Source organism: Actinomadura sp. RB99 (assembly GCF_014706005.1).
Taxonomy (GTDB): Bacteria; Actinomycetota; Actinomycetes; order Streptosporangiales; family Streptosporangiaceae; genus Spirillospora.
In genome coordinates this window covers 40,541-63,323 of the sequence record NZ_JABMCA010000019.1, presented here as the reverse complement: position 1 = coordinate 63,323, position 22,783 = coordinate 40,541, and the positions used below count along the sequence as shown (strand labels likewise).

Below are 22,783 nucleotides of genomic sequence, written 5' to 3'. Positions count from 1 at the left end.
CGGCGGGCGCGGCGCCGCCCCGTCCACACCGCCCCCCGGTCATACACAGTTTCCACATCCTGTGGATAACTCCCGTGCACACCCTGGGCACGACCGCCAAGACGCGCCGTCCACCATTCTTCCCCACTCGGTCCCCAATGCGCAGGACCGTTGTCCCCGTCGTGGATAACCCGCTGACCAGGGGCGAGACGGCTCTCACCGGCCCGCCGCACACAGCCCGTTCACAGCCTGTGGGCGACCGCCCTCCACAGGTGCCCGCGACCGGTGGACGGCTCCGCCCACCAAGAATCCCCAACCACGTCCCCAGTCGCCACCCGACCGGCCGCCTGTGGACAGCCGGAGCCCGTCCGCAGGTCAGAGCGGTGCGACGATCCGGACAGATCCGTCAAGCGGTCCGCCGGCACCCCGGATAGATCGCTCAGGCGGCCCGCCGGCACTCCGGACAGATGCGTCAGGCGGCCCGCCGGCACGGCCGCCGCCGCCGAAGGGAAACGCTCTCGGGCCGCCGGTACGTGCGCCCCGAGAAGTGGATGGCCGCCGGGCCGCCCGCGCGGGCAGACTCTGCGGATGACCACCCTCACCCTCTGGCGGCCCGTCGGCCCGGCCGAGCTGGACCTGCTGCGCGCCGCGGGCTGGCACGCGTGGCCGCCGCGCCTCCCGGACCAGCCGATCTTCTACCCGGTCCTCAACGAGGAGTACGCGATCAAGATCGCCCGCGACTGGAACGTGCCCGCGCACGGCTCCGGCTACGTGACCAGGTTCGAGGTCGACGCCGCCTTCGCCGACCGCTACCCGGTCCGCCAGGTGGGCGGCCGGACGATCCTGGAGCTGTGGGTCCCGGCGGAGGAACTGGAGGAGTTCAACGCGCACCTCGTCGGCCCGATCGAGGTCGTCCACGAGTTCCACGCCGACGCGTGACGCCTGTGGATAACGCCGTCCCCATCCCGGGGACGGCCGCCGTACCCACCGCCGTCCACCGCTCGTCCCCACCCCCGCTTCCTGGGGATATCCGCGTCTTCCCTGGCCACGAGCGGTTCCCGCGCCCCGGCGCCGCGCAATCCACATCCTGTGGATATCTCTGTTCACACCCCTGTGCGCCGGCTGTCCCCAGCCGGTGCGTCCGGTGCCCGGGGCGCGTCCGGCGCCCGGAGCACGGCAGGCGGCCGGAGAACCGGCGGCGCTCCGGGGCCGAGTGCGTCCGGTGCGCCGAGGCTCAGGTGACCAGCCCGTTGCGGTAGGCGTAGACGACCGCCTGAACACGGTCGCGCAGGTCCAGCTTGGTGAGGATGCGCGACACGTAGGTCTTGACGGTCTCCTGGCTGATCACCAGCGTCGCGGCGATCTCGCTGTTGGACAGCCCGTTGGCGATCAGCCGCAGCACCTCCAGCTCGCGCGGCGCCAGCGCGGTGCCCTCCGCCGCGCCCGGCGCGGGCCGGATCCGCTCCGCGTACTTGCCGACGAGCTGCCGCGTCACCTCGGGGGCCAGCAGCGCCGCGCCGGACGCGACGGTGCGGATGCCCTGGAGCAGCTGCGCCGGCGGCGCGTCCTTGAGCAGGAACCCGCTCGCCCCCGCCCGCAGCGCCTCGTAGACGTACTCGTCCAGGTTGAACGTCGTCACCACCAGCACCTTCACGGGATGTTCCACCCCGGCGCCGGCGAGCAGGCGGGTCGCCTCGATGCCGTCGAGCACCGGCATCCGGACGTCCATCACCACCATGTCGGGGTTCAGCCGGCGAGCGAGGTCGACCGCGGCGCGCCCGTCCCCGCACTCGCCCACGACCTCCAGGTCCGGCTGGGCGTCGATGATCGTCGCGAACCCGGTGCGGATCAGCGCCTGGTCGTCGCAGACCAGGACCCGGACCGGCGCGGTCACGACGCGCTCCCCGACGGGATGCGGGCCCGCACCACGAACCCGCCGCCGGGCCGCGGGTCCGCGCTGAACTCCCCGCCCAGCGCCGCCACCCGCTCGCTCAGGCCGGTCAGGCCCCGCCCGCCGCCGCCGACGGCCGCGGCCCGCGACCCCGAGCCATCGTTGCCGACCTCCACCGTGATCTCCTTCTCGCCGTAACGCACCTGGACCGCGGCGCGGCTCCCGTGGGCGTATTTCAACACGTTCGTCAGGGCTTCCTGCACCACCCGGTAGGCGACCGACTCGGCGCTGCCCGCCGCCACCGCCGCCTCGCCCTCCCGCGTGAACTCCACCGGCTGCCCGGCCCGCCGCGTCTGCTCCACCAGCGCGTCCAGGTCGCCCGCGGACGGCGCCCTGCCCGGGCCGCCGTCGCCGTTCCCGTCCCCCGTGCCGTGGTCGGGGTTGAGCAGGTCGAGCAGGTGCCGCAGATCGGTGATGGCGCGCCGTCCGGTGTCGGTGACCGTGCTCAGCGTCTCGTCCAGCCGGTCGGGGGCCGCGACCAGGTAGCGCGCCGCCTCCGCCTGCACCACCATCGCCGTCACGTGGTGGGTCACCACGTCGTGGAGCTCGCGGGCGATGCGGGTGCGCTCGGCGGTCCGGGTGGCCTCGGCGACGCGGAGCCGGCGCTCGGCCTCGGCGGCCCGCGTCGAACGCAGCCACGCCCCGACCCCCCAGATCAGGGCGAGCGCGAGGTAGAACGTCACGTACTCGTCGGCCCGCTCGTTCGCGCCCACCCGGTTGAGCGCGACCGCGAACCCCACGTACAGGACCGACCCGGCGGCCATGGAGACGCGCCGGTTGCGCTCCAGGTAGGCGCCCGCGCTCAGCAGCGCGAAGGGGAGCGCGGTGCCCGCGACCAGGTGGTATCCGCGCATCTGGTCGGCGGCGAACCCGAGCGACACCAGCAGGAGGCACACGCCGGGCCACCGCCGCCGCACCGCGAGCGGGAGGCACTCCAGGAGGACGACGAGGGCCGCGAGCGCGTCGAACGGCCGGGTCGCCATCTCGCCGATCCGCGTCCCCGCGCCGTGGAAGGCCGGGACGAACGACATGGCGACCAGCAGCAGCGCCAACGGGAGGTCCCGGACCGTGACGTCGAACCGCCGCCACGCGTCCGGGAACCGTCCGAGATCCATCGCCGGAAGCCGCCGAAGACCGATCACCGGGAGAGCGTAGCGGTCTCGGCCGGCCGGGCGGCGGCGCTCCCGGCGGCCCCGGCGCCCCGCCGGCGGGCGGGCAGGACGTGGCCGCGCCGGCGGGCCAGCCACATGAACGCGACCATCACCGCCACCCCGGCCCCGACCGAGTACAGGCTCGCCTCCGGGCCGAACTCGCCGCCGGTGATCAGCGACGGGCCCGACATCGCACCGTCCAGCAGCCCCTTGTTCGAGCCGTTGCCCGACACCTCGGTGCCGAAGATGCCCGACTCGGCGAAGTTCCAGGCGAAGTGCAGCCCGATCGGCACCCACAGGTTGCGGGTCGCGGCGTACGCGGCGGCCAGCATGCCCCCGGCCTCCACCGCGATGGCGAGCGCGCCCCACAGGGTGGCGTGCGCGTTGGTGAGGTGCGAGAGCCCGAACAGCAGGCCGGTCAGCGCCAGCGCCGCCCACGTCCCGATGCGGCCCTCGACGATCCGGAACAGCACCCCCCGGAACAGCAGCTCCTCCGTCACCGCCGCGGCGGCCATGAAGCCGAACAGCCCGACCGCGCCCGCGACCGAGCCGAAGCCGTCGACCCGGTAGTCGCCGAGGAACGCGATGTTCACGATGACGGCCGCGAACATCGCGAAGCCGATGAGCATGCCGCGCGCGACAGCGGCGCCGGCGCCCTTCCTCGCGATCTCCGCCGGCTCGCGGTGCTCCGTCCGCCGCACCACCCAGGCGTACACGATCGGCGCCAGGACGGCCGTCGCCATCCCCGCCAGGAGGGTGAGGAGAGCGTTCCCGTCCACCGCGGCGGCCGCCTGACTTCCGACGAAGGCGACCACGGCGACGGCCACCAGCTGCTTCACCAAACGCATTCCGACTCCTTCGGGGGGATCCGCGGCCCGAGCACCGCGGCGATGGAAGAACGCTATGGAATCGGCCCGTTCGGAAACGTCACCGCGCGGTGGACATTCCCGAGTAGCTCGCACGGGGGACAAGCCTTTCCGAGCCGGCGCCCGAATGGCGTGCGCGGCGCATTAGGCGACTCCCACCGGTGGGCGCGACTTTGCCTGGAAAACGAGCATCCCCGCCTGCTCACCTGTCGTGAACAGTGCGGGGATGCCACGCGAGGACGCGGCGCGGCGCGGCCAGGGCTCGGTCAGGACGCCGCCAGGGCGCAGTCAGTACGCGGCCAGGACGCTGCCGGGACGGGCCCGGGGACGCCGCCTCGCGGGGCTTCAGCTCGCGGCCTGCGCGGCGACGCGCTCGACGGCCCGGACGGCGACCTCGGGCTGCTCCAGGTAGATGTAGTGGCCGCTCTTCTCCGCGACCGTGAACCTGCTGCGGCCCGACAGCGCGAGCCACTTGCGCTCGCCCGCCGTCCAGGACTGCTCCAGGCGCGGGCCGGACCCCGGGACGGCCGCGAGGTACGGCTTCCCGTGCTTGATCACCTCCACCGGCATGTTCCCGGCGGAACGGACCTTCCCGTCCGGCATGGCGAGCCGCTCCGGGTTCTCCCCCTTGAAGACCGCGAGGTTCTGCGCGCGCAGTTCGGCCGCCGGGCCCTGCGCGGACGCGGGGATCGCCGCCGTCAGGTCGGCGAGCATGGACGGCGGCGTCGCGTCCATGAGGACCAGGCCCTTCACCCGGCCCCGGTGGTCGGGGGCGTACCGGGCGGCGATCAGCCCGCCCATCGAGTGCCCGGCCAGGACGACCGGAGCGTCCCCGGCGATCTTGTCGAGGACCCCGGTGAGGACCTTCCCGGTGCTGCCGAAGCTCTGCGGTCCGTCCGGCTTGTCGCTGGCGCCCGCGCCGAGCCGGTCGTAGGAGCAGACCCGGTTCTTCTTGGCGATCGTCTTCTGGAACGCGGCCATCTTGTCCAGCCCGTCGCCGCCGCCGTGCAGCAGGACGACGACCGGCCCGCCGTCCGCCCGCTCGCCCGAGCAGGACACGTTCACCTTCTTCCCCTCGACCTCGATCTTCTTCGTCCCGACGAAGGTGGCGGCCTTGTGGGCGTTCATGAACGGGAAGGAGCCCGAGTCGTCATCGCATCCGGTCAGCCCCGCGCCGGCCACCGCGCAGCAGAGAGCGGCCACGGCGAACGTCCTGAGCTTGCGAATCATCCTGTCCTCCAGCGAAAGAAACCGGCGGCGCGGCGAAATTGCCATTGCCTGGGATTTCGCGGCGGGAGTGCCGCGCTCACGCAGAGAACGCTATGGAATCGGCCCGTTCGGAAACGTCACCGCGCGGTGGACATTCCCAGGTAGCTCGCACGGGGGACGAGCACGGCCGGCACGCGCGTCTCCGCTCGTCCGCCGGGGCCGGACAATGCCGGACGTCTTCTCAGTCCACGCCCCAGGACCGGAGCTTCTCGGGGTTCCGCACCGCCCAGATGTGCTTGATCCGGCCGTCCGCGATCTCGAACGCGTAGACCGTCGAGGTGACGCCTCCGTACTGGGCGACCAGGCCGGGCTGGCCGTTGACGGTGCGCTCCAGGAGCCGCGTCAGGCCCTGGGACCGGGCGGCGATGCCGGCGCAGTAGCGCGCGATCCGCTCGCCGCCCTCGATCGGGTGCAGCGTGGCGCTGACCAGGCCGCCGCCGTCGGCGGTGAAGGTGGCGCCGGGGTCGAGGAGGCCGACGAGCGCGCCGACGTCGCCGGCCTCCAGCGCCTCCTTGAAGTCCCGGACGATGCCGGCCTGCCGGGCCGCCGGAGCCGCGGGCGGCGCGGCGTCGCGGATGCGGCGGCGGGCCGAGGACGCCAGCTGGCGGCACGCCGCCGGGGTGCGCCCGGTGATCTCCGCGATCTCCGCGAACGGGTACCGGAACACATCGTGCAGGACGAGCGCGACGCGTTCGGCCGGGGTCATCGCGTCGAGCACGACGAGGAAGGCCATGCTGACCGACTCGTCCAGGGTGATCCGGTCGGCCGGGTCGGGCGGGGCGGTGCCCATGCGGCCGCTGACCCACTGCCCGGGCTCCGGCACCGGTTCGGGTATCCACTCGCCCACATAGCGCTCCCGCCGCGCGCGCGCCGAGCCGAGCATGTCCAGGCAGATGCGTCCGGCGACCTTCGACAGCCACGCTCCGGGGGACTCGATGGCGTCCTGCTGCTCCCGCGACATCGCGTACCAGCGGGCGTAGGTCTCCTGAACGACGTCCTCGGCCTCGGACAGGGAGCCGAGCAGCCGGTAGGCGAGATTGATCAGCCGGCGCCGCTCGCTGATGATCGCGCTCAGGCCCGCGTCGTCGTGCCGCGAATGGTCGGTCATGGTCCCAGAGGCTCCCTGCGTCGGATCCGCCCTCACCTCTCCGACGGGATACCGCACCGGAATGTGAGGCCGCGCCGCCGCCTGACATTCCGGCGGGCCGCCTCGTCGGACCGGTGACACCGATCCGCGGCGGGAGACCCGGCGGCGTGCGGCGACCGCCGCCGGCGCCCCGACCCGCCCGACGCGACAAGGAGATCATCGTGGCGACACCCAGTGCGGCCCCGGCCTCCGGCCCGGCCGACCCGGCGGGCACGGCCGGCCGGGACCCGAGGCGGTGGCTGATCCTCGCCGTCATCGCCGCCGCCCAGCTCATGGTCGTCCTCGACCTGACCGTCATGAACCTCGCGCTGCCGTCCGCGCAGCGCGCGCTCGGCTTCACGACCGCCGACCGGCAGTGGGTCGTGACCGCGTACGCGCTGTCGTTCGGCAGCCTGCTGCTGTTCTGCGGCCGCCTCGCCGACCTGGTCGGCCGCAAGGCGACCTTCCTCACCGGGCTCGTCGGCTTCGCGGCCGCCTCCGCCGCCGGCGGCGCCGCGACCGGCTTCCCGATGCTCGTGACGGCGCGCGCCTGCCAGGGGGTCTTCGGCGCGCTGCTCGCACCGTCCGCCCTGTCCCTGCTCGCCACCACGTTCAAGGACCCGAAGGAGCGCGCCAAGGCGTTCGGCGTCTACGGCATGGTCGCGGCCGCGGGCGGCGGCCTGGGGCTGCTGCTCGGCGGCGCGCTGACGTCCTCGCTGTCCTGGCGCTGGTGCATGTACGTCAACCTGCTCTTCGCCGCGGTCGCGATCACCGGCGGCGCGCTGCTGGTGCCCCGGCAGCCGCGGACGCCGGGCGGCCGGCTGGACGTCCCGGGCGTCCTGGCGGTGTCCGGCGGCATGTTCTGCCTGGTCTACGGCTTCTCCAACGCCGCGTCGCACAGCTGGGGCACGCCGTCGACCTGGGGGTTCCTGGCGGGCGGCGGCGCGCTCCTGCTCGTCTTCGCCGCCTGGCAGTCCCGCACCGCGCAACCCCTGCTCCCGCCCCGGATCGTCCTCGACCGCAACCGCGCCGGCGCCTACCTCACCGTCCTGATCAGCGGCGCGGGCACCTTCGGCGTCTTCCTGTTCCTCGTCTACTACATGCAGGTGACGCTGGGGTACTCGGCCGTCAGGTCCGGCGTCGCCATGCTGCCGATGGTGGTGCTCAGCGGGAGCACGGCCACCCTCGGCAACACCAGGCTGCTGCCGCGCTTCGGCCCGCGGCCGATGGTCATCGCCGGCATGCTGCTCAACACGGCCGGGATGGTCTGGCTGACGAGGATCGGCGCGCACTCGGACTACGCGTCGGCGCTGCTCGGCCCGCTCATGGTGACCGGCGCCGGCATGGGCCTCATCTTCGGCATGGCGGCCGCCACCGGCACCTTCGGGGTGGCGCCGCAGGACGCGGGGGTGGCGTCGGCGAGCATCAACACCGGGCAGCAGCTCGGCGGCTCGATCGGCACCGCGCTGCTCAACACCATCGCCGCCAGCGCCACCACCGGCTACCTGACCGGCCACCTGCACGGGCGCCCGACGCCGCACCTCCTCCAGCTCGCCGCGATCCACGGCTACACCACGGTGTTCTGGTGGTGCGCGGGCATCTTCGCGACCGGCGCCGTCCTCTGCGGCGCGCTGCTCCGCCCCGGCCCGCTGCTCCGTCCCGCCGAAGCCCCGGCCCCGCGGTCCGACACCGAACCCGCCAGAACCCCGGCACCGAACTGACCAGCGCGCCCCCCGGCACTCACCAAGAGGGCGGGGTGCCGGGGGAGCTGTCCGATTCGCGCCGCTGTGGCGGCTCGCGCGGTACAGGATGTGCACATGAGCGGTTCTGGCTTGGCGGCGAGCCTGGCGTCCCTGTCGGGTGTGGTCGTCGGAGCGGTCATCGCGGCGGGCGGCTCGTACTGGACCCAGCGGCTGCTGAGCCGGGAGTCGACGGCCCGGGCCAGAGCGGACCGGCTCGCCGCGCTCAGAGCGGAGCGCAAAGAGGCGCTGCAGGAGTTCATGGACGCCGCGCAGGCCATGGAGCGCGCGAGCCACCGCCGGTTCCGGGACGCCCCGCTGGGAAGCGACACCGGCGATGTCACGCATCGCTTCTGGTACCTGCAGCGGTGCCTCGACCTCGTCTGCTCTCCCGAACTGCGCACCGCCGCGCTCGCCTACGCCGGACGCCTGGACGCGGCGCTCTGGCACGAGCGCCCGGCGGACGGCACGCACGAGGACTTCATCCGCGACGCGCGCGAGACGTTCCTCAAGGCGGCACGCAAGGAACTCGGCATCCCCGAACTCGAAGAGCACGTATAAACCGCACGCCACCCGCCCGTCCCCCGGAGGCCCGGGGCGGCGCATTGCCGAACAAGCAGAAGGCCGTTCGCCACCAACAAGGAGGCCGTCGCCGCCGGGCATGCCGCCCATATCCTGCCCCTCCGCCGCCGAGGTCGGCGGCTGACGGTCGCCTGCGCGGTGCCCCGCTCGGCCGCCTGTCACCTGCCGCCTCACATCGCCGGAACCCTCAACTGGACTCGCTGAGAGTCGCCTGGTCTTCGGTGTCGCGTGAGGTCGCGGCCCGTGCGTAGTCCAGGAAGGCCAGTGCCGGGCGGGTGGGTCGGTGTCGGTGCCAGGCCAATACGGTGCGCCGGACGAGTTTGGGTCGGTGCACGCGGAGGACTACCAGGTCGGGGCGGGAGGGCACGAGGCCGGTGCCGGGGACGAGGCCGGCACCGGGGACGAAGGCGACGCCGAGGCGGCGGGCCGCCAAGTCGATGAGAAGGCCGATGTCGTCGGTCTCGGCGTGGATCAAAGGCGTGAATCCGGCCTTGGCGCAGGCGGTTTCCAGGACGGATCGCAGGCCGCTGCCGTGGGTGAGCGTGGCCAAGGGCTGGCCCTTGAGTGCGGTCAGGGTGATGTGAGCCCGGCCGGCGAGCGCGTGGTCGGGCGCAACGAGGGCCAAGAGCGGTTCGGTGGTGTAGGCGGCGGTGGCGACGGCGGCGGGCAGCGGCTGCCCGGTGATCCCCAGCAGGGCGGCGTCCAGGGTGCCCTTGGCGACGTGTTCAGCCAGGTGTTGCGGGTTGGCGGTGCGTAGGGAGATCTCCACGAGCGGATGGTCGTGGTGGAACGCGGCGAGCACATCCAGCAGGGAGGGCGGCGGAGACTGGATGGTGCCGATCGAAAGGCGCCCGGCCAGGGCCCCGGCCAGAGAGGCTACGGCGTCGCGGCCTCGGGCGGCGGTCTCCAGGGTCTCGCGGGCGAAGGGAAGGAACGTCTCCCCGGCCGCGGTCAGCCGGATCTGCCGTCCGGACCGGTCGAACAGTTCCTGGCCCAGTTCGTGTTCGAGCCGGGCGATCTGCTGGCTGATCGCGGGCTGCGCGACGTGGACCCGCGCCGCGGCACGGGTGAAGTTCAAGTCCTCGGCCACCGTCACGAAGTACCGAAGCTGCCGCAACTCCATAGTGAAAACCTATCAGTGATCATCAAAATCATATCTTGGACTTTTGATCGTTCCCCGGCACATCCTGGAGGTGTCCGGCGCCCGACCCGTGCTGGCAGGCCTTCCGCGCCCGGCCGCGATCATCCTGCGGGCCCGGGCGACGAACCGATTGGAGAGCCATGACTTCCCCCGCGACCCCTGGCCGGCGGCGTATGCCTTACCATCCGCCGCTGGTGCACGTTCCGATCGGCGCGTCGATCACGGCGGCCGTCCTCGACGCGATCTCCGCGGCCACCGGGTCCGGCCACGGCTCGGCGCGCAACCTGTACGAGGCCGCGACCTGGGTGCTCATGGTCGGCATGGGCGTGATGTTCGTGGCGGCCCTGGCCGGCCTGGCCGACCGGTCCCGTGTGCTGGAGCGCGGGCCCGCCGCGCGGCGCGGGGTGAATCGGCACGCGGCGATCATGGGGACCGTGATGGTGTTGACGATCGCCGAGCTCACCTTGCGTCGCCAGCGGTATCCCGACGCCGGAGCCCCACCGGCGGCCGTGCTCGTGGTCGAGGCGATCACGGTCGCGCTCACGATCTTCGGCCTGCATGTGGGCGGCAAGCTCGTCCACGGAAGGGGCCAGGGCCTCGCCGCGGGTGCCGCGCCCGCTCCGGCACCCGCCGGCGGCATCGAGGAACCGGCGGAGCGGTGAGCTCGCCGACGCTCACGGGCCGCCGCGGGGCGCGGCCGGGTGCCGCGCCCCGCGGCGCCGGAATCGTGCTGTTCATATGCTGTTTCAGCTTGGTCATGACCCAGGTCGACGCCACCGCCGTGAACGTCGCGCTGCCGACCATGGGCCGCGATCTCGGCGGCGGGGTCAGTGCCCTGCAGTGGGTCGTCGACGGCTATGTGCTGGCGCTGGCCTGTCTGGGGGTGACCGGCGGCGGGCTCGGCGACCGCTTCGGCCGTCGCATCGTCTACCTCGTCGGCTTGGCGGTCTTCACCCTCGCCTCGCTCGCGTGCGGGGCCGCCCCGGACCTTCCGGCCCTGATCGCCGCGCGGGTCCTCCAGGGTGTGGGCGCGTCCATGCTCATGCCGGTGACCCTGGCCATCATCGCCCACACCTTCGACGACCCGGTCGCCCGGACCCGGGCGATCGGCGTGTGGGCCGGGTCCTCGGGCGTAGCGGCTGCGGCCGGGCCGTTGATCGGCGGCGCCCTGGTCGCCGCCGTCGACTGGCGTGCCATCTTCGTCTTGAATGTGCCGATCGGCGCGCTGGGCCTGTTCCTGACCCGCCGCTACGTCCCCGAGTCCCGCGCCGAGCGCCCGCGACCGTTCGACGCCGCCGGGCAGACGCTCTGGATCCTGACCACCGCCAGCCTGGCCTACGCCCTCATCCACGCCTCTTCCGCCGGCTGGCTGTCGACACCGGGCCTGCTGCTGTTCGGCACAGCGGCCGTCGCGGCAGTCTCCTTCGGTGTCGCCGAGACGCGGTCCCGGCATCCGCTCATCGATCCGACGCTGTACAGGGACCGGGCATTCGTCGGCGCGAGCCTGCTGGCCGTGCTGTTCTACCTGGCGTTCAACGGCATCCTGTTCATCGGCTCTCTGCAACTGCAACAGCTCCAGGGCCTGTCCCCGATGCAGACCGGCCTGAGGCTGCTCCCCGCCCCGGCCGCATTGGCCTTGGCCAGCACCGCCGCCGGGCGTCTGGCGCCGCGCCTCGGGGCGCGGCCGATCCTGCTGTCCGGCGCCGCAGCCCTGACCGCCGGCTCGGTTCTGCTCGTCCTCACCGAACAGAACACCGGCCTGCTGCCCACCGAATCGGCCTTCCTGCTCCTCGGCGCCGGTCTGGGCCTGGCCAATCCGCTACTCACCGACATCGCGATGGTCGCAATGCCCCCGGCCCGCGCCGGCGTGGCCTCCGCGACCGTGGGAACCTCGCGACAACTCGGGGCCGTCCTCGGCGTCGCCGTGATGGGATCGCTGGCCACCGTGCACAGTCCGCGGACCGGCCACATCGCGACGCATACCACCCCCGCGCTCGACCCGAGGCCGGGATACCTTGCGGCCACCGCCGCAGCACTCGCCGCGGTGCTCCTCACGACCTGGAGCACGTCTCGGCGAGCCGCCCCCGCGACCACGCCTGCAGAGCCGACGTAATAGCGGGGTGGACGCCTCCCGCGCAGCCGCAAGCAACCCAAAAGGCGGCCGGAGTGATTCAAGGGCTCGCGGCGTGCGGGCCGGTGGCACGGGGTCCGAGTGCCATGGGAGCGCCAAACGATCGAGAGGCCGGTTCCGAGCTTTCCGGAACCGGCCTCTGACCTGCGTTTTCGTTGTGGGCCTAGGTGGACTTGAACCACCGGCCTCATCCTTATCAGGGATGCGCTCTAACCGACTGAGCTATAGGCCCGCACTGCCGCCGCCCTTGCGGCGCAACCAGAGATTACCCCATGTGGAAGGGCAACCGGAAATCGATTGCCGGACGGCGGCGGGATCGCGCTACTCGGCCTCCTTGAGGGTGACCTCGACACCGCCCACGAGGTCGGCGGCGAGGTTGTAGATCACCGAGCCGACCGTGGACAGGGCGGTGATGAGCAGGACGTTCAGGGCGCCGACGAGGACCGTGTAGCCGAACACGCGGGCGAAGGAGAACCAGTTGCCGGCGTCGACGCCGCCGGTGGTGTCGCCCTGCTGCTTGGTGAGGCTGTTTACGGTGTCGCTGATCGCGTCGAAGACGCCGAGGCCGGACAGGATCACGTACAGCACGACGACGGCGACCAGCAGCACGACGAAGCAGACCAGCGACATCACGAAGCTGAACTTCATCACCGACCACGGCTCGAGCCGGGCGAGCTGGAGCTGGGCCTTGCGGGCCGGCTTCGCCTGCGCGGGCGCGTTGGAGTTCACCGGGGCGACCGCGGCGGACGGGCGGTCCTTCAGGACGGTCCCGGCGAAGCCGGAGCCGGGCCGGCTCCCCGAGCCGCCGCCCGACGCGGCGGCGGCCGCCGGCGCGGGAGGAGGCACCGACGGCTTCTCCGTGCGGCCCGCCGACCTGGACCCGGACGGTTCCGCGGGCTTCGTCCAGCTGGGCTTGCCGGCGTCCTTGGCGGGCCTGGCGGCGTCCTTCGCGGGCCGGGACGGCTCGGCGGTGTCCCTGACCGGAGCGATCTCCGGCGAGCCGGACGCCTCCGGCTCGTCCTTCAGGTGGGCGAGGTCCACCCGGGTCTCGTCCGAACCGGAGGAGCCGGACGAGGACTTCGAACCGCCGTCCGGCGCGGCGGCGTCGGAGTCGACCTCGGCGGCGGGCTCGTCCCGGGCGGGCTTCGCGGACGCCGCGGCGACGGTCCGGTCCCCGGACTTCCCGGAGGCGGCCGGGCGGCCGGCGGGCTTGCCGGCCGTCCCCTTGCCGCTGCGGCCCCCGCCGGGCCCGCCCTTGCTCTTGCCGGGCTCCGTGCTCACGTGTCCTCCTGGCCTAGCGGCTCGGTGAGGCGGACGGACGCGTCACTCACCATCGCCCCCCTCGGCGTCGACTGAGTCCTCAATGGTGGACTCTACGTTCCTCGCGATCGCGACCACGCTGTCCCCCTCGGCGAGGTTCATCAGGCGGACGCCCATGGTCTGCCTGCCGGACTGCTTGATCTCCGCTGCGCTGGTGCGGATGACCCCGCCGTTCGAGGTCATGCCGAAGACCTCGTAGTCCGGGCGGACCATCAGAGCCCCTACCAACCTGCCGCGAGACTCCACGATCTTAGCGGTGAGAACTCCCTTACCACCCCGTCCTTGGACCGGGTACTGGTCGACGGGCGTCCGCTTGGCGTAGCCGCCCTCGGTCGCGACCAGGACATCGTGATCGGAGTCCTTCACGACCAGCATGTTCAGGACTTCCTGGTCCTCCTCGAAGCGCATGCCGATCACGCCGGAGGTGGCGCGGCCCATCGGGCGCAGCGAGTCGTCGTCGGCGTGGAACCGGATCGCCTGCGCGCCGGTGGACACCATCAGCAGGTCGTCGTCGGCGGAGACGAGCCGCGCGGCGATCACCTCGTCGTCGTCGATCAGGTTGATCGCGATGATGCCGCCGGTGCGGGGCGAGTCGAAGTCGCTCAGCGCGGTCTTCTTGACGCGGCCCTTCTTCGTGGCGAGCACGAGGTAGGGGGCGACCTCGTAGTCGCGCAGGTCCATGACCTGGGCGATGTGCTCGTCCGGCTGGAACGCGAGGAGGTTCGCGACGTGCTGGCCGCGCGAGTCGCGCCCGGCGTCCGGCAGCTCGTACGCCTTCGCCCGGTACACCCGGCCCTTGTTCGTGAAGAACAGGATCCAGTGGTGCGTCGTGGTGACGAAGAACTGGTCGACGATGTCGTCCTGCTTGAGCTGCGCGCCGCGGATGCCCTTGCCGCCGCGCCGCTGCGCCCGGTACAGGTCCGTCTTGGTGCGCTTGGCGTAGCCGCCGCGGGTGATGGTGACGACGACGTCCTCTTCGGCGATGAGGTCCTCGTACGACACGTCACCGTCGAACGGGATGATCTGCGTGCGCCGGTCGTCGCCGAACTTCTCGACGATCGGGGCCAGCTCGTCGCCGACGATCTGGCGCTGCCGCTCCGGCGAGGCCAGGATCTCGTTGTAGTCGGCGATCTCCGCCATCAGCTTGTCGTACTCGTCGGTGATCGCCTGGCGCTCCAGGGCGGCGAGCTTGCGCAGCTGCATGTCCAGGATCGCCTGCGCCTGGATCTCGTCGATCTCCAGCAGGTCCATCAGGCCCTGCTGCGCCTCCGAGGCCGACGGCGACCGGCGGATCAGCGCGATGACCTCGTCGATCCGGTCGAGCGCCTTCAGCAGCGCGCGCAGGATGTGGGCGCGCTCCTCGGCCTTGCGGAGCAGGAACCGGGTGCGGCGGACGATGACGTCGATCTGGTGCGCGACCCAGTGCCGGACGAACTGGTCGACGCGCAGCGTGCGCGGCACGCCGTCGACCAGCGCGAGCATGTTCGCGCCGAACGTCTCCTGCAGCTGGGTGTGCTTGTACAGGTTGTTCAGGACGACCTTGGCGACCGCGTCCCGCTTGAGGACGATCACCAGGCGCTGGCCGGTCCGGCCGGACGTCTCGTCGCGGACGTCGGCGATGCCGTCGAGCTTGCCGTCCTTGACCGACTCGGCGATCTTCAGCGCGAGGTTGTCCGGGTTGACCTGGTAGGGGAGCTCGGTGACGACCAGGCAGGTGCGGCCCTGGATCTCCTCGACCTCGACGACGGCGCGCATCGTGATGGAGCCGCGGCCGGTGCGGTAGGCCTCCTCGATGCCCTTGCGGCCGACGATCAGGCCGGCGGTCGGGAAGTCGGGGCCCTTGATCCGCTCGATCAGCGCCTCGAGCAGCTCCTCGTCGGACGCGCCGTAGTTCTCCAGGTACCAGCGGACGCCGTCGGCGACCTCGCGCAGGTTGTGCGGCGGGATGTTCGTGGCCATCCCGACCGCGATGCCGGCGGACCCGTTGACCAGCAGGTTCGGGTACCGCGACGGCAGGACGTCCGGCTCGGCGGAGCGGCCGTCGTAGTTCGGGGAGAAGTCGACGGTCTCCTTGTCGATGTCGCGCAGCAGCTCCATCGCCAGGGGCGCCATGCGGCACTCGGTGTACCGCATGGCCGCCGCGGGGTCGTTGCCGCGCGAACCGAAGTTGCCGTTGCCGTCGACCAGCGGATACCGCATCGACCACGGCTGCGCCAGGCGGACCAGCGCGTCGTAGATCGGCGAGTCGCCGTGCGGGTGGTAGTTCCCCATGACGTCGCCGACGACGCGCGCGCACTTGAAGTAGCCGCGGTCGGGCCGGTAGCCGCCGTCGTACATCGCGTACATGACCCGGCGGTGCACCGGCTTGAGGCCGTCGCGGACATCGGGCAGCGCGCGCGACACGATGACCGACATCGCGTAGTCGAGATAGCTCTTCTGCATCTCGACCTGGATGTCGACCGGTTCGATCCGCCCGTCCGAGTGTCCGCCCTCTGCGGTCACGTCCGTCACTCTCAAGACCTCTTCTGCTAAGTGGGAACGAAGTACGACGCCCGATGGGAGCCCCGCCGCCGGTCAGGGCGGGCCGGGGCCGCCGCACCTGTCAGATGTCGAGGAAGCGCACGTCCTTGGCGTTGCGCTGGATGAACTCCCGGCGGGGTTCGACCTCCTCGCCCATGAGCACGCTGAACAGCTCGTCGGCCTGCGCGGCGTCGTCGAGCTGCACCTGCAGCAGGACCCGGTTGTCGGGGTCCATCGTGGTGTCCCACAGCTCGTTGGCGTTCATCTCGCCGAGGCCCTTGAAGCGCTGCACCTGGTCGCGGGGGCGCGGGTCGCGCTTGCCCGCGGCGATCCCGGCCTCGATGATCGCGTCGCGCTCGGCGTCGGAGAAGGCGTAGTCGGCCTCGTTGCCCCGGGCGTCCCACTTGATCTTGTACAGCGGGGGCTGCGACAGGTACACGTGCCCGGCCTCGATCAGCGGCTTCATGAACCGGAACAGCAGCGTCATCAGCAGCGTGTTGATGTGGTGGCCGTCGACGTCGGCGTCCGACATCAGGATGATCTTGTGGTACCGCAGCTTGGAGATGTCGAACTCGTCGTGCACCCCGGTGCCGAGCGCGGTGATGATCGCCTGGACCTCGTTGTTCTTGAGGATCTTGTCGATCCGCGCCTTCTCCACGTTCAGGATCTTGCCGCGGATCGGCAGGATGGCCTGGAAGTGCGGGTTGCGGCCGCCCTTCGCCGAGCCGCCCGCCGAGTCGCCCTCGACGATGTACAGCTCGGACCTGGACGGGTCGGTCGACTGGCAGTCCGACAGCTTGCCGGGCAGCGACGTCGACTCCAGCAGGCTCTTGCGCCGGGTCAGGTCGCGCGCCTGCCGCGCCGCCACACGCGCGCGCGCGGCCTGCGACGCCTTGTTGATGATCTCCTTGGCCTCGCCCGGGTTCTCCTCGAACCAGTCGCGGAGATGCTCGTTGCAGGCCCGCTGCACGAACGACTTCGCCTCGGTGTTGCCGAGCTTGGTCTTCGTCTGCCCCTCGAACTGCGGGTCGGCCAGCTTGATCGAGATGATCGCGGTGAGGCCCTCGCGGACGTCCTCACCGGTCAGGTTGTCGTCCTTCTCGCGCAGCAGCCCCTTGTCGCGCGCGTACCGGTTGACGATCGTGGTCAGCGCCGCGCGGAACCCCTCCTCGTGGGTGCCGCCCTCCGCCGTGTTGATCGTGTTCGCGAACGTGTGCACCGACTCGGCGTACGAGGAGTTCCACTGCATGGCGATCTCCACCGACATGCCCTCGGTGTCGTCGCCGAAGTAGATCACCGACTCGTGGACCGCGTCCTTGCGCGCGTTGATGTAGCGGACGAAGTCCTCGATGCCGCCCTCGTAGTGGTACTTCACCACGTGCGGCTCGCCGTTGGACTCGCCGTTGGAGTGGTCGGGGCGCTCGTCGCGGAGGGTGATCGACAGGCCCCGGTTCAGGAACGCCATCTCCTGCATGCGGCGCGACAGCGTCTCGAAGTTCCACTCGAGGGTCTCGAAGATGTCGCCGTCGGGCCAGAAGGTGATGCGGGTGCCCGTCTCGGCGGTCTCCTCGCCCTTCCGCAGCTCCGTCTCGGGGCCCTGCCAGGTGTAGGACTGCCGCCACACGTGGCCGTCGACCTTGACCTCGGCCTCCAGCCGGGTCGACAGGGCGTTCACCACCGCGGAGCCGACGCCGTGCAGGCCGCCGGAGACCGCGTAGGACTTCCCGTCGAACTTGCCCCCGGCGTGCAGCGTCGTCAGCACCAGCTCGATCGCCGGCCGCTTCTCCACCGGATGCTCGCCCACCGGGATGCCGCGGCCGTTGTCGACAACGCTGACGCCGCCGTCCGCGCGCAGCGTCACGACGATGTCGTCGGCGTAGCCCGCGAGGGCCTCGTCGACCGAGTTGTCCACGATCTCGTAGACCAGGTGATGGAGGCCGCGCTCACCGGTCGACCCGATGTACATGCCCGGACGCTTGCGAACCGCTTCCAAGCCTTCAAGGACAGTGATCGAACTAGCGTCGTACGCCAAAGGAGATCCTCCTGCCGGGGATGGTGAGCCGCCCCGCGCCCAGGGGAGCGCGGTGTGCCCCGTACACACATGAGGGCGCCCTAGTGCTCTGTACGTGTTCGTGAGAGCTCCGGGCACCCCATGGCGGTGCAGCATCCTGAACCCGTCATCATTCTACCGGGTCACACGGCGAAAAGTGGCACTCCCGAGCGCTGTGTGCGCGTGTGGCGGCCGAGCGGGCCTGGAGATGCATCCCCCCATAGCCCTAGGGGGGTTCTCTGGCCTACGGCGCCCTCGTTGCTGAACTCGTCACCGGGCTTCCCGAACAGATGTTCCCACCCGCCACTGACATCCCGTCACCCCGCGCAACCGGCGGCCCGGCGGCGCGTGATCGGCCCCGCCGCCTTGTCACTTCCCGACGACGCCGGTTCCCGAGGGCTCCGGTTCCCGAGGGCTCCGGTTCCCGAGGGCTCCGGTTCCCGAGGGCTCCGGTTCCGGACAACGCCGGTAACGGACGACGCCGGTTCCCGAGGACCCGCCGCCGCCGATCGGCGATTCAGCGTACGCGCCAGCCGCCGGTGCGACGGGGGCCCGACGCCGGGCCGACCACCTTCACCCGGCGGACCGTCCCGTGCCCCAACTCCTCGTTCAGCCGCCGCACCAGCGTCGACGACAGCAGCCGCAGCTGCGTCGCCCACGTCGTGGAGTCGGCGGCGACGGTCAGCTCCCCGTCCTCGAACCGCTCCGGGCGGGTGTGCTCGGCCAGCTCGGGACCGACGATGCCGGCCCAGTTGCCGAACACGCCGCCGACCGCGGCGCGCTGCTCCCACCCCCGCGTGGCCAGCAGCTCCCGGATCGCCGCGCCGAACGCCTTCGGGTCGCCGCCGCGGCCCGGGTCCCGCGTGCGGACGGGCTTCGCGGCGCCCTTGCGCCGCCCGCCCTGGCCGGGCAGCGTGCCGCGCTTCAGCGCGTCCGCCTTCGCCTGCGCCAGCGCCTCCCGCGCCAGCTCGATCCCCGACTTCGCCGGGGCCGCCGGCTCCCCGGACGCGGCGGCCGCATCGGCCGTCCCGCCGTCCACAGCCTGGGGATCGCCGGCTCCGTCCACACCCCCGGGTTCCGGAGAATTCACCGGACCGGGGGAGTTGTGCACATCCTGTGGATCATCGGCGCCCGAGCCGGGACGTTCTCCCCCGGCCCGCCGCTTCTGGGGATCACTGGCCACCTGCGCGCCCCTTCCCGGTCAGTCCCGGACGACCCGGCCGTCGGAGACGGTGTAGGAACCGCCCGTCAGCTCCTCCGGGACGTCGGCCGGCACCGCCGCGGTGATCAGCACCTGCTCCGCCGGCGCCACCATCTCCGCCAGCCGGCTGCGGCGCCCCGCGTCCAGCTCGGCGAACACGTCGTCGAGGATCAGCACCGGGTCGTCGCCGTCCGCGCGGAGCAGGTCGAACGCCGCGAGCCGCAGCCCCAGCGCGAACGACCACGACTCGCCGTGGCTGGCGTACCCGCGCGCGGGCAGCTCCCCCAGCCGCAGGACGAGCTCGTCGCGGTGCGGCCCGACCAGGCTCACCCCGCGCTCCAGCTCCTGCTTGCGGGACTCCGCCACACCGGCGAGCAGCTGCTCGCCCAGCCGTCCACGGTCTGTGGACAACTCCTCGGCGCCCAGCGAGCTCCGGTAGTGCAGATCCGCCAGGCCGCTGGACGGGGCGAGCGCCGCGTACGCGCGCGCGACGAGCGGACGCAGCGCCTCCACCAGCTCCAGCCGCCCGGCCAGCAGCTCCGCGCCGGTCCGCGCGAGGTGCGCGTCCCACACGTCCAGCGTCGCGAGCACCTCCGGGCCGGGGGACCGGCGGTGCGCCGCCGCCGACTTCAGCAGCGCGTTGCGCTGCTTGAGGACCCGCTCGTAGTCGGACCGGACCGCCGCGAACCGGGGGGCCCGCGCCGTCAGCAGCTCGTCCATGAACCGGCGGCGCTCCCCCGGGTCGCCCTTCACCAGAGCGAGGTCCTCGGGGGCGAACAGCACCGTCCGCAGCATCCCCAGGATCTCCCGGGGCCTGGGGACGGGGGACCGGTTCAGCCGCGCCCGGTTCGCCTTCCCCGGGTTGATCTCGAGCTCGATCAGCGCCTTGCGGTCGTCCTTCACCACCCCCGCGCGGACGATCGCGCGCGGCGCGCCCTGCCGGACGAGCGGCGCGTCCGTCGCGGCGCGGTGGCTGCCGTGCGAGGCGACGTACCCGATCGCCTCGACCAGGTTCGTCTTGCCCTGCCCGTTCGGCCCCACGAACGCGGTCACGCCCGGCGCGAGCGCCACCTCCGCGGTGGCGTACGACCGGAAGTCCTGGAGCGAGAGGTGGGCGACGTGCACGGGACACGAGGGTAGAGCCTTTCGCGCGCCGCCCACACACCCGGCGCGTTCTGTGGATAACTCCGCGGCGGGTCAGACCTTCGGGGGCTCCACGTCGGCGCCGGGGGAGTCGGCGCCCTTGGCGGACTCGATCGCGTGCCCGCCGAACTGGTTGCGCAGCGCCGCGACGACCCGCATCGCGGGGGAGTCGTCCTGCCGGGAGGCGAACCGCGCGAACAGCGACGCGCTGATCGCCGGCAGCGGCACCGCGTGCTCCACGGCGGCCTGCACCGTCCAGCGCCCCTCGCCGGAGTCGTTGGCGTAGCCGCGCAGGTCGTCCAGCTCCGGGTCGTCCTTGAGGGCGCGGTTCAGCAGGTCCAGCAGCCAGGACCGGATGACCGTGCCCTCCTGCCAGCTGAGGAACGTCTCCGGCACCCGGGTGACCAGCGGGCTCGCCTCGATCAGCTCGTAGCCCTCGCCGAACGCCTGCATCATCGCGTACTCGATGCCGTTGTGGACCATCTTCACGTAGTGGCCCGCGCCGATCTTCCCCGAGTGCACGAAGCCGTACTCGCCCTCCGGCTTGAGGGTCTCGAAGATCGGCATCATCCGCTTCACGTTCTCGTCGTCGCCGCCGACCATGAGCGCGTAGCCGTTCTGCAGGCCCCACACGCCGCCGCTGACGCCGCAGTCGAGGAAGCCGATGCCCTTCGCCGCCAGCTCCTCGCCGTGCTTCTGGTCGTCCACATAGTGTGAATTACCGCCGTCCACGACGAGGTCGCCCGCGTCGAGGACCTCCCCCAGCTTGTTGATGGTGTCCTGCGTCGGGCCGCCCGCGGGCACCATCACCCACACGGCACGGGGCGGGGTCAGGCGCCGGACCAGCTCCTCGACCGAGCCGACATCGCTGAGATCGGCGTTGTGGTCGTAGCCGATGATCGTGTGACCGCCGCGCCGCAGCCGCTCGGCCATGTTGGCGCCCATCTTGCCCAGGCCGATGATGCCCAGCTCCATGCTCACTTCTCCCCTGTGCGTCGCTGCCCGTGCCCGTCCGCGGGGGCGACTCCCCCGCGGACCGGTCGTCTCCCCAGGTATGCCCCAGGACCGGTCTTTACCCAGACAACCGCACCGGCATGATCAGATAACGGTAGTTCGGGTTCTCACCGTCCTGCGGCGGCTTGCCCGTCAGCACCGCCGGCTTGGTCGGCGTCGTGAACGACAGCCGCGCGACGTCCGAGCCGATCGCCGAGAGCCCGTCGAGCAGGAACCCGGGGTTGAAGGCGATGTCGATGTCCTCGCCCTCCAGCGTGGCCTCCAGGGCCTCCACGGCCTGCGCCTCGTCGCCCGTCCCCGCCTCCAGGACGACCTCGCCCTGGCTGAACGACAGCCGCACGGGGGTGTTGCGCTCGGCGACCAGCGACACGCGCTTCACCGCCTCGATGAACTGCCCCGTGTTCACCTCCGCCAGCCCCGCGTACTCGCTCGGCAGCAGCGACCGGTACTTGACGAAGTCGCCGTCCAGCAGCCGCGAGGTGGTGCGGCGCCCGCCGCCCTCGAAGCCGATCATGCCCTCGCCGGCGCCGCCCGTCCCGGCCAGCGCCATCGACACCTCGGCGCCCGCGGTCAGCGACTTGGCCGTGTCGGCGAGCGTCTTCGCCGGGACGAGCGCGACCGCGGAGAAGTCCGGCCGCTCCGGCTTCCAGTGCAGCTCCCGGACGGCCAGCCGGTACCGGTCGGTCGACGCGAGCGTCACCGTCTCGCCCTCGATCTCCACGCGCACGCCGGTGAGCATGGGGATCGTGTCGTCCTTGCCAGCGGCGATCGCGACCTGCGCGACGGCCGCGGCGAACTCGTCGCTGCCCACCGCGCCCGCGGCCGGCGGCATCTCCGGCAGCGACGGGTAGTCCTCCACAGGCATGGTGAGGAGGGTGAACTTCGCGCTCCCGCAGCGCAGCATCACCTTCGCGCCGTCGGTCGTCACCTCCACAGGGTGGGGAGGAAGGCTGCGCGAGATCTCGGCGAGCAGGCGGCCGGACACCAGCGCCGTCCCCGCCTCCTCCACGTCGATCTCCGTCGAGACCTGCGCAGAGACCTCGTAGTCGAACGCCGACAGCTTCAGGCGGTCGTCGTTGCCTTCGCCTCCGGCGACGATGTGCATGCCCGCGAGCACCGGCACCGGGGGCCGGACCGGCAGCGTGCGCGCCGTCCAGGCCACGGCGTCGGCCAGGGCGTCTCTGTCGATGCGGAACTTCAAGGGGACCCGCCTCCTGCAGGTGTCGGACAAGGGTGAGGTGGTTCGGCCTCGGCTCGGGCGCTCGGGGCGCGTTGTCCCCAGGCCCTAGCTTGAGTTGGATCTTTTCTTGAGTAGAGAAGTAGTGCAGTACCAGTAATAGGGGCCGTGGATAGTGTGGACAGCCCGCGTTCCCGCAGGTGAGGCCGCGGATCTCTGTCCACGGGGGCTGTGCATCGGCGGTGGACGCGGCGAGCCGCGCTGGGGACGGCGATTCCGTCCCCACACGTCATCCTCACGTCATCCCCCGGTTGTCCACGAGTTTTCCGCAGGTTCTCCCTGGCCGCGGCGTCGGCCGGCCGTCGTGGCGGGGACCGGCCGGGGCCGTCCCCAGGGCGTCCCCAACGCTTCCCCAGCTTGTCC

The 22,783-nt window shown here is 72.0% G+C and carries 18 protein-coding genes and 1 tRNA gene; 5 read left to right on the top strand and 14 right to left on the bottom strand.

Features of this window, described 5'->3' with window-relative positions:
* Window positions 1–567 precede the first annotated feature (567 nt).
* Complete coding sequence (locus amrb99_RS19235) at window positions 568–918, top strand: ADP-ribosylation/crystallin J1 (protein WP_190857700.1); 351 nt, start codon at window positions 568–570, stop codon at window positions 916–918.
* 295 nt (window positions 919–1,213) lie between these two features.
* Here the strand turns inward: amrb99_RS19235 and amrb99_RS19230 are convergent, their stop codons facing one another.
* From amrb99_RS19230 to sigJ, 5 genes are all read right to left on the bottom strand, one after another.
* The gene (locus tag amrb99_RS19230) at window positions 1,214–1,873 is read right to left on the bottom strand and encodes a response regulator transcription factor (protein ID WP_190857698.1); all 660 of its coding nucleotides are present in this window, start codon (window positions 1,871–1,873) and stop codon (window positions 1,214–1,216) included.
* Window positions 1,870–3,045: a histidine kinase gene (locus amrb99_RS19225; protein WP_190857882.1), complete on the bottom strand. Its 1,176-nt coding sequence runs from the start codon at window positions 3,043–3,045 to the stop codon at window positions 1,870–1,872. The genes amrb99_RS19230 and amrb99_RS19225 overlap by 4 nt, the downstream gene beginning before the upstream one ends.
* Before the next feature lie 23 nt (window positions 3,046–3,068).
* Entirely contained in the window at window positions 3,069–3,929 is an 861-nt protein-coding gene (locus tag amrb99_RS19220) for a CPBP family intramembrane glutamic endopeptidase (protein ID WP_190857696.1), read from the bottom strand.
* 363 nt (window positions 3,930–4,292) lie between these two features.
* Window positions 4,293–5,177 (bottom strand): alpha/beta fold hydrolase, encoded by an 885-nt coding sequence (locus amrb99_RS19215; RefSeq protein ID WP_190857694.1) that lies wholly within the window; start codon window positions 5,175–5,177, stop codon window positions 4,293–4,295.
* A 220-nt stretch (window positions 5,178–5,397) separates the two neighbouring features.
* On the bottom strand, window positions 5,398–6,324 hold the full coding sequence (sigJ, locus tag amrb99_RS19210; protein WP_190857692.1) for an RNA polymerase sigma factor SigJ: 927 nt from the start codon (window positions 6,322–6,324) through the stop codon (window positions 5,398–5,400).
* 200 nt (window positions 6,325–6,524) lie between these two features.
* Here sigJ and amrb99_RS19205 point away from each other — a divergent pair, with 200 nt between their 5' ends.
* Window positions 6,525–8,063 carry an MFS transporter gene (locus amrb99_RS19205; protein ID WP_206700004.1) on the top strand — a complete coding sequence of 513 codons (1,539 nt, stop codon included), beginning with the start codon at window positions 6,525–6,527 and terminating at the stop codon, window positions 8,061–8,063.
* A 96-nt stretch (window positions 8,064–8,159) separates the two neighbouring features.
* Window positions 8,160–8,642, top strand: a complete 483-nt coding sequence (locus tag amrb99_RS19200; RefSeq protein WP_190857684.1) for a hypothetical protein — start codon at window positions 8,160–8,162, stop codon at window positions 8,640–8,642.
* Between the two features lie 208 nt (window positions 8,643–8,850).
* Here the strand turns inward: amrb99_RS19200 and amrb99_RS19195 are convergent, their stop codons facing one another.
* Entirely contained in the window at window positions 8,851–9,786 is a 936-nt protein-coding gene (locus tag amrb99_RS19195) for a LysR family transcriptional regulator (protein WP_190857681.1), read from the bottom strand.
* Window positions 9,787–9,944: 158 nt separating this feature from the next.
* Between amrb99_RS19195 and amrb99_RS19190 the strand changes: the two genes are divergently transcribed.
* A complete protein-coding gene (locus amrb99_RS19190) occupies window positions 9,945–10,466 on the top strand; it encodes a DUF2231 domain-containing protein (protein ID WP_347256744.1) in 522 nt (173 codons plus the stop codon).
* Window positions 10,463–11,917 (top strand): MFS transporter, encoded by a 1,455-nt coding sequence (locus amrb99_RS19185; RefSeq protein ID WP_347256743.1) that lies wholly within the window; start codon window positions 10,463–10,465, stop codon window positions 11,915–11,917. Before amrb99_RS19190 ends, amrb99_RS19185 begins: the two co-directional genes overlap by 4 nt.
* Before the next feature lie 176 nt (window positions 11,918–12,093).
* Here amrb99_RS19185 and amrb99_RS19180 read toward each other — a convergent pair.
* The 8 genes from amrb99_RS19180 to dnaN all read right to left on the bottom strand — a co-directional run bounded on the left by amrb99_RS19180 (window position 12,094) and on the right by dnaN (window position 22,384).
* A tRNA-Ile gene (locus amrb99_RS19180) sits at window positions 12,094–12,167 on the bottom strand.
* A gap of 89 nt (window positions 12,168–12,256) precedes the next feature.
* On the bottom strand, window positions 12,257–13,216 hold the full coding sequence (locus amrb99_RS53215) for a DUF3566 domain-containing protein (RefSeq protein ID WP_347256742.1): 960 nt from the start codon (window positions 13,214–13,216) through the stop codon (window positions 12,257–12,259).
* Between the two features lie 42 nt (window positions 13,217–13,258).
* On the bottom strand, window positions 13,259–15,766 hold the full coding sequence (gene gyrA / locus amrb99_RS19170; RefSeq protein ID WP_190857673.1) for a DNA gyrase subunit A: 2,508 nt from the start codon (window positions 15,764–15,766) through the stop codon (window positions 13,259–13,261).
* Between the two features lie 91 nt (window positions 15,767–15,857).
* Complete coding sequence (gyrB, locus tag amrb99_RS19165) at window positions 15,858–17,807, bottom strand: DNA topoisomerase (ATP-hydrolyzing) subunit B (RefSeq protein WP_190857670.1); 1,950 nt, start codon at window positions 17,805–17,807, stop codon at window positions 15,858–15,860.
* A 535-nt stretch (window positions 17,808–18,342) separates the two neighbouring features.
* Window positions 18,343–18,864, bottom strand: a complete 522-nt coding sequence (locus amrb99_RS19160; protein WP_190857667.1) for a DciA family protein — start codon at window positions 18,862–18,864, stop codon at window positions 18,343–18,345.
* A gap of 162 nt (window positions 18,865–19,026) precedes the next feature.
* Entirely contained in the window at window positions 19,027–20,151 is a 1,125-nt protein-coding gene (gene recF, locus amrb99_RS19155; RefSeq protein WP_190857660.1) for a DNA replication/repair protein RecF, read from the bottom strand.
* 72 nt (window positions 20,152–20,223) lie between these two features.
* Window positions 20,224–21,144: a phosphogluconate dehydrogenase (NAD(+)-dependent, decarboxylating) gene (gnd, locus tag amrb99_RS19150; protein ID WP_190857658.1), complete on the bottom strand. Its 921-nt coding sequence runs from the start codon at window positions 21,142–21,144 to the stop codon at window positions 20,224–20,226.
* Between the two features lie 97 nt (window positions 21,145–21,241).
* Window positions 21,242–22,384, bottom strand: coding sequence for a DNA polymerase III subunit beta (gene dnaN, locus amrb99_RS19145; protein WP_190857656.1), 1,143 nt, complete (start codon window positions 22,382–22,384; stop codon window positions 21,242–21,244).
* Window positions 22,385–22,783 lie beyond the last annotated feature (399 nt).

What these genes read in the sequence shown, in the direction of transcription:
- amrb99_RS19220 (WP_190857696.1), bottom strand. Translation starts at nt 3,929, where the DNA reads ATGCGTTTGGTGAAGCAGCTGGTGGCCGTCGCCGTGGTCGCCTTCGTC.
- amrb99_RS19190 (WP_347256744.1), top strand. Translation starts at nt 9,945, where the DNA reads ATGACTTCCCCCGCGACCCCTGGCCGGCGGCGTATGCCTTACCATCCG.
- amrb99_RS19225 (WP_190857882.1), bottom strand. Translation starts at nt 3,045, where the DNA reads ATGGATCTCGGACGGTTCCCGGACGCGTGGCGGCGGTTCGACGTCACG.
- sigJ (WP_190857692.1), bottom strand. Translation starts at nt 6,324, where the DNA reads ATGACCGACCATTCGCGGCACGACGACGCGGGCCTGAGCGCGATCATC.
- amrb99_RS19195 (WP_190857681.1), bottom strand. Translation starts at nt 9,786, where the DNA reads ATGGAGTTGCGGCAGCTTCGGTACTTCGTGACGGTGGCCGAGGACTTG.
- amrb99_RS19235 (WP_190857700.1), top strand. Translation starts at nt 568, where the DNA reads ATGACCACCCTCACCCTCTGGCGGCCCGTCGGCCCGGCCGAGCTGGAC.
- amrb99_RS19215 (WP_190857694.1), bottom strand. Translation starts at nt 5,177, where the DNA reads ATGATTCGCAAGCTCAGGACGTTCGCCGTGGCCGCTCTCTGCTGCGCG.
- amrb99_RS19200 (WP_190857684.1), top strand. Translation starts at nt 8,160, where the DNA reads ATGAGCGGTTCTGGCTTGGCGGCGAGCCTGGCGTCCCTGTCGGGTGTG.
- gnd (WP_190857658.1), bottom strand. Translation starts at nt 21,144, where the DNA reads ATGGAGCTGGGCATCATCGGCCTGGGCAAGATGGGCGCCAACATGGCC.